Genomic DNA, 4,791 nt, shown 5'->3' with positions numbered 1-4,791 from the left:
GGAACGATGAAGATTGGCAGACACTAGCAAGAACTCCATTAATCATAGTTATGGCAGTTTTCGTTGGAGATTTAATTACTGGTTTGATTGTTCAGTAAAAAAGCTTTTTGGGTTATCAGTTATTGATAAATACGTATTTGGATTAATAGCTGATAACTCTTTATTAAATCAATAAACATGTCAAAGAAACATGATTTTCGTACAGTAAATAGGATTTTAGGAGAAAGACCAAGACTAGGGCCATTCCCTGCCGACCAAATATTTGCCTGGACATTAATAGCAGTAGTCAATGTATTTATTTTTAATTATCTACTGAAAACAAGTTGGTTAGGTACAGGATTAAGTATTGCTTGGGGATGGGCAACATGGTGGACAATTTCTACAAATAAAGACTTTTTCGGTAAGTTCGTCAGCGTCCCTCGGATTAGTAGGGGATATATGAGATTTCAATCAATACAACAGAAGTCAGAAGTCAGAAATCGGAAGTCGGGAGAAAAATAAGTTCTAAGTTCTGAATTTTAGTTAAGTTTCAGTTATTAATATTATGCCAAATTCTTCTAATAAGGCTAAAGATAAATTAGGTAAAGTCGCATTAGAAAACGAGCAGGTTAGTGTTGTCAAAATGCTCACTCCCTTTGAGGATATTATCCATTTAGCGGGGATTTGTGACCTAAACTTAGGAGGTAGGCAGGGCGTAGGCGCATTAATTCTCAAAAAAGGTGAAAATATTCAAATAAAATTCTGCTTTGATTGTTTAGGGATTCATCCGAATTTAGAATCATCGCAAATGCTGCCGATCTTTGAGGGGATAGAAGCGGGGCTAAAAGAAATTCCCGAAGGGGAAAACTTAACAATACATTTAGGTTCTTTTACGTCTGATTATCACCGACAAGAAGAACTGTCCAAGCTAGAGACTAATTGTCAGATTGACCAATTAAAATTGTTAATACGTAGTGAAAGATTAAGGACTAAAAAACTAACACAAAGTGGAGCTAGAAAGAATAAGTTTTTGAGACTATGGTGTACTTACACTGTTATTGATGACGATGAACGGTCTAAGGATTTTATAGAATCTCTGATTAGAAAATTAGAAAAGGGCTGGTTTCGCTTTACAGGTGAGATTCACGCCCATAACAATACTAGAATTGAAAATATTCTGCAAAATTCATTTAACGATGGATTTTTACAGTGGTCAGCTATCCTGGGCAACAAGATGAAGTTGGGGATTAGGGTTTTAAGTGCTGAAGAAATTTGGTCAACAATTTGGCAACAGTTTAATGGCTCTACTCCCCCGGCAATCCCTAATCCATTAAAAATTGACCCAATAGATGGAATAGTAGAAACTCAGACGAGCGACTTTCACATCCGCCACCAGATGTTAGAGAATGAGGAGTCTGTGCCATTCTTTGATAGGAAATGGGTAAAAATCCAAAATAAATATATTGGGGCGCTCAACTTCAGCCAAAAACCAGGGGGATGGTATGACGAACAAGCTCAATTACGTTATTTGTGGGAACTAATCTCTAGAGATAGTATTTATGATACAGAGGTGATTTGTCAGCTAACAAAGGCAAATCAAACTATCTCTAAAACAAATCTTCAACGCATTACCAAGCAATCAATTACCAGCACTTCTTTATCTACAGATAAAGGAAATATTGATGTCAAATCGGGGATGAATATTGAAGAAGCGGTAGAGGCGCAGAAGACAATATATAAAGGTAGTGTAGTAGTGCATACCGCAGTTGCTTTTCTGATCCACCGTCCAACCCCACGGGAATTAGACGAAGCTTGCCGCTACCTTGCCAGCTATTTCTTGCGTCCGGCGGTAGTTGACCGAGAAATAGAATACGCTTGGAAGACATGGTTGCAGTGTTGTCCATTTGTTTGGGAACCACTGTTAACCAAGCCTTTTAACCGCCGACTGCCATATTTTAGTTCGGAAGCACCAGGGCTGATGCCATTGATCAGGACTGCCACAGGCGATCGCACTGGCTTTGAATTAATCGCAGAAGAAGGCGGCACACCAGTATATCTAGACTTGTACCAAAACCACAAGAATTTGGCAGTCTTCGGCGCAACTCGTTCAGGTAAATCTGTGCTAGTGGCAGGTATTCTTACCCCGGCGCTTGCACAAGATATTCCGGTGGTGGCGCTAGACTATCCCAAACCAGATGGTACTTCTACATTCACCGACTACACCAATCTGCTGGGTGAAGATGGGGCATACTTTGACATCTCCAAAGAATCAAACAATCTTTTTGAGCTTCCTGATTTGCGCTCTCTGGATGCAGAACTGAGAAATGAGCGATTGAACGATTTTAAGGAATTTCTGAAATCAGTGCTGATGACGATGGTAATAGGGACGAGCATGATTGGTGTCAGCCCAACGATTACCACCAATATTGAGTCAATCATTGCTTTAGCTTTAAAAACATTTTTTAATGATGATGAAATTAAATCACGCTACAAGTCAGCAATACATTTTGGATTTGGGACTCAATATTGGAGCGAAACTCCGACGCTCAAAGATTTTTATAATTTTTGTTCTCCAGCTTTCATACAATTAGATTCTATTGCTAGTAAGAGTCAAGAGATTTCCGAAGCCTTAGAGCAAATCAGGCTGAGAATAAATTATTGGTTGAGTACCAGGGTCGGGCAATCCATCTCACGCCCATCCAGTTTTAGAACTAATGCCAAATTGTTAGTATTCGCTTTACGTAATTTATCGAGTGAAGCTGATGCTGCCATACTCGCTCTTAGTGCTTATGCTGCTGCATTACGTCGCGCATTATCATCAAAAGCCAGCATCTTCTTCCTTGATGAAGCACCAATTTTATTCCAATTCGATGCGATAGCTGACCTGATTGGGCGATTGTGTGCCAATGGTGCGAAGTCTGGTATCCGCGTTATTATTTCTGCCCAAGAACCAGAGACTATATATCAGAGCAAAGCTGCACAAAAGATATTTGCCAATATCACTACACGTTTAGTAGGCAGGATTCAATCATCAGCCGTTGACCCGTTTATTGTTCGCTTTAAATATCCTATTGAAATCATCAGGGTCAATAGCACAGAAGCTTTTTATCCAAAAAAGTCGGGGATTTACTCACAATGGTTGCTTGATGATAACGGCAAGCTAACTTTCTGTCGCTATTATCCTGCTTACTGTTTATTAGCCTCAGTTGCTAATAATCCCAACGAGCAGGAATTCCGCAGTTTGTTTCTCAAATACTATCAAGATAATCCTCTGTTTGGGTTAGTCAAATTTAGTGAGGATTATATCAGAATGATTCGGGGGGAAGAGTTATCAGAATTAGCGAAGAATTTACTCTCAAAATCACACATAAAGCAAGTAGCTTAATATGAAAAAACGGACGATTGGTATAATAATTTCTGGTGCGGTTGGCAGTTTCTTTATTGCTGCACCTAGTTATGGTTTCAGTATCAACGATTTTATCAATTCATTGGTTTGGGATCTTCAAAGTGAAGTTGGTGAAATTCAAACCTGGGCATCTGATGAGATTAACAGTGCTTGGGCAGACATTAAAGAAAACGCTAATGCTGCAATTGATAGTTCTATCGGACAATTGGGTGCGCCTGACCCAATTGCTTCAGCTGATCAATTGAAGGGTTCACTTAAGGATGATTATTCTTATCCTGTCGCCCAAGAAAAAGCACAGAAGCTCTCACGTGACCTAGCTTTGGCTTCTGTCGCTAGCGTAGTCAGCGAAAAAGGACAGCAGCAAACTCAAGAAAAAATTGATACTACTGCACAAATCGCTAAACTTGCAAAAGGTATTGCTGATGAGGCGCAGAGTATGGATGCTTCACAGAATGTTCTCAAAGCGATCGCTGCTCAGAACGGCTTAATTGTGTCGATGTTAGCAGAACAACGTACTGATTCGCTGTTAGCCCGACAGGACAATGCTTACTCTAACCTGATGCTGACGCAAGTGGCAGATCATCTTGACTCCCAACGGAAAAAGGAGAACTCCGAAGAAGATGGCAGATTGTCTCTAGTGCATGAAGTCGTACTTAATGCACGGCTAGATCCTACTTCTGCTGACTGATTAAAAGAGTATAGAAACACAGTAGGAGGTAAAGTTACAAGAGCTTTTACCTCCTATACAAACAATCAACTAGCGTTCAAATATCTTTCAAAATTACTGCATTGAGCAAGGATTCAAATCATGTTTTTACTAGCCCAAATAGATGGTGGCGATTTAGCTGATTTAGCCAAAGAAAATGCAGCTTCAATAGCGCAAGGATTTGATGAGCTTTGGAACGAAACTATTACAGGTGGTGTTTATTCAGCAGTTTGTACAGTCGGAGCTTTATTCGCTATAGCAACGCTAACTTTCTTCGTCGTTGAATGGACAAAAAAAATGATGGCGGGGGAAGAGCAAAGAGCTTATACAGACTTTATTTGGCCGTTAATAGTAATTCTTTTACTCAGTAATAAGGGGGATGTACTAGGAAAGTCAACTTTGGGGATTAGAAACTATATTAATAATGTAAATAATATAGTTCTTAGCGAAGCGGCGGCAGGAATCGATCTCAAGCAAGCGTATGAAAGTGCATTGGGAACTGAAGCAGCACGTAGCGCTATTGGTATTGCTGTAAATAAATGTAGAAATTCATCTTTAAGTCAACAAGAATAAATCGTAATCGATCACGGGGCGATCGCAGACTAAAAGCCAATAGATGTCAATGAGTGAAGAAACTAGGGGAATTAGTCTAAGAGAGTTCACTCTATTTGATAAAAGTAAATAAACGGGTATGGCTTCG

The 4,791-nt window shown here is 39.6% G+C and carries 4 protein-coding genes; all 4 read left to right on the top strand.

Annotated features, from left to right (window positions below):
• The first annotated feature begins 177 nt into the window (after positions 1 to 177).
• The 4 genes from LC608_RS36200 (at position 178) to LC608_RS36185 (ending at position 4,664) form a co-directional block, all read left to right on the top strand.
• The gene (locus LC608_RS36200; RefSeq protein WP_229558110.1) at positions 178 to 501 is read left to right on the top strand and encodes a hypothetical protein; all 324 of its coding nucleotides are present in this window, start codon (positions 178 to 180) and stop codon (positions 499 to 501) included.
• Between the two features lie 43 nt (positions 502 to 544).
• Positions 545 to 3,364, top strand: a complete 2,820-nt coding sequence (locus tag LC608_RS36195) for a hypothetical protein (protein WP_229558109.1) — start codon at positions 545 to 547, stop codon at positions 3,362 to 3,364.
• A 1-nt stretch (position 3,365) separates the two neighbouring features.
• Entirely contained in the window at positions 3,366 to 4,073 is a 708-nt protein-coding gene (locus tag LC608_RS36190; protein WP_229558108.1) for a hypothetical protein, read from the top strand.
• A gap of 120 nt (positions 4,074 to 4,193) precedes the next feature.
• A complete protein-coding gene (locus LC608_RS36185) occupies positions 4,194 to 4,664 on the top strand; it encodes a hypothetical protein (protein ID WP_229558107.1) in 471 nt (156 codons plus the stop codon).
• Positions 4,665 to 4,791 lie beyond the last annotated feature (127 nt).

Origin of the sequence: Nostoc sp. XA010 (assembly GCF_020829625.1) — a bacterium.
In the GTDB taxonomy this organism is placed as follows: domain Bacteria; phylum Cyanobacteriota; class Cyanobacteriia; order Cyanobacteriales; family Nostocaceae; genus Nostoc.
Note: the sequence above shows the minus strand (reverse complement) of the source record. Positions and strands in the feature narration are given on the sequence as shown.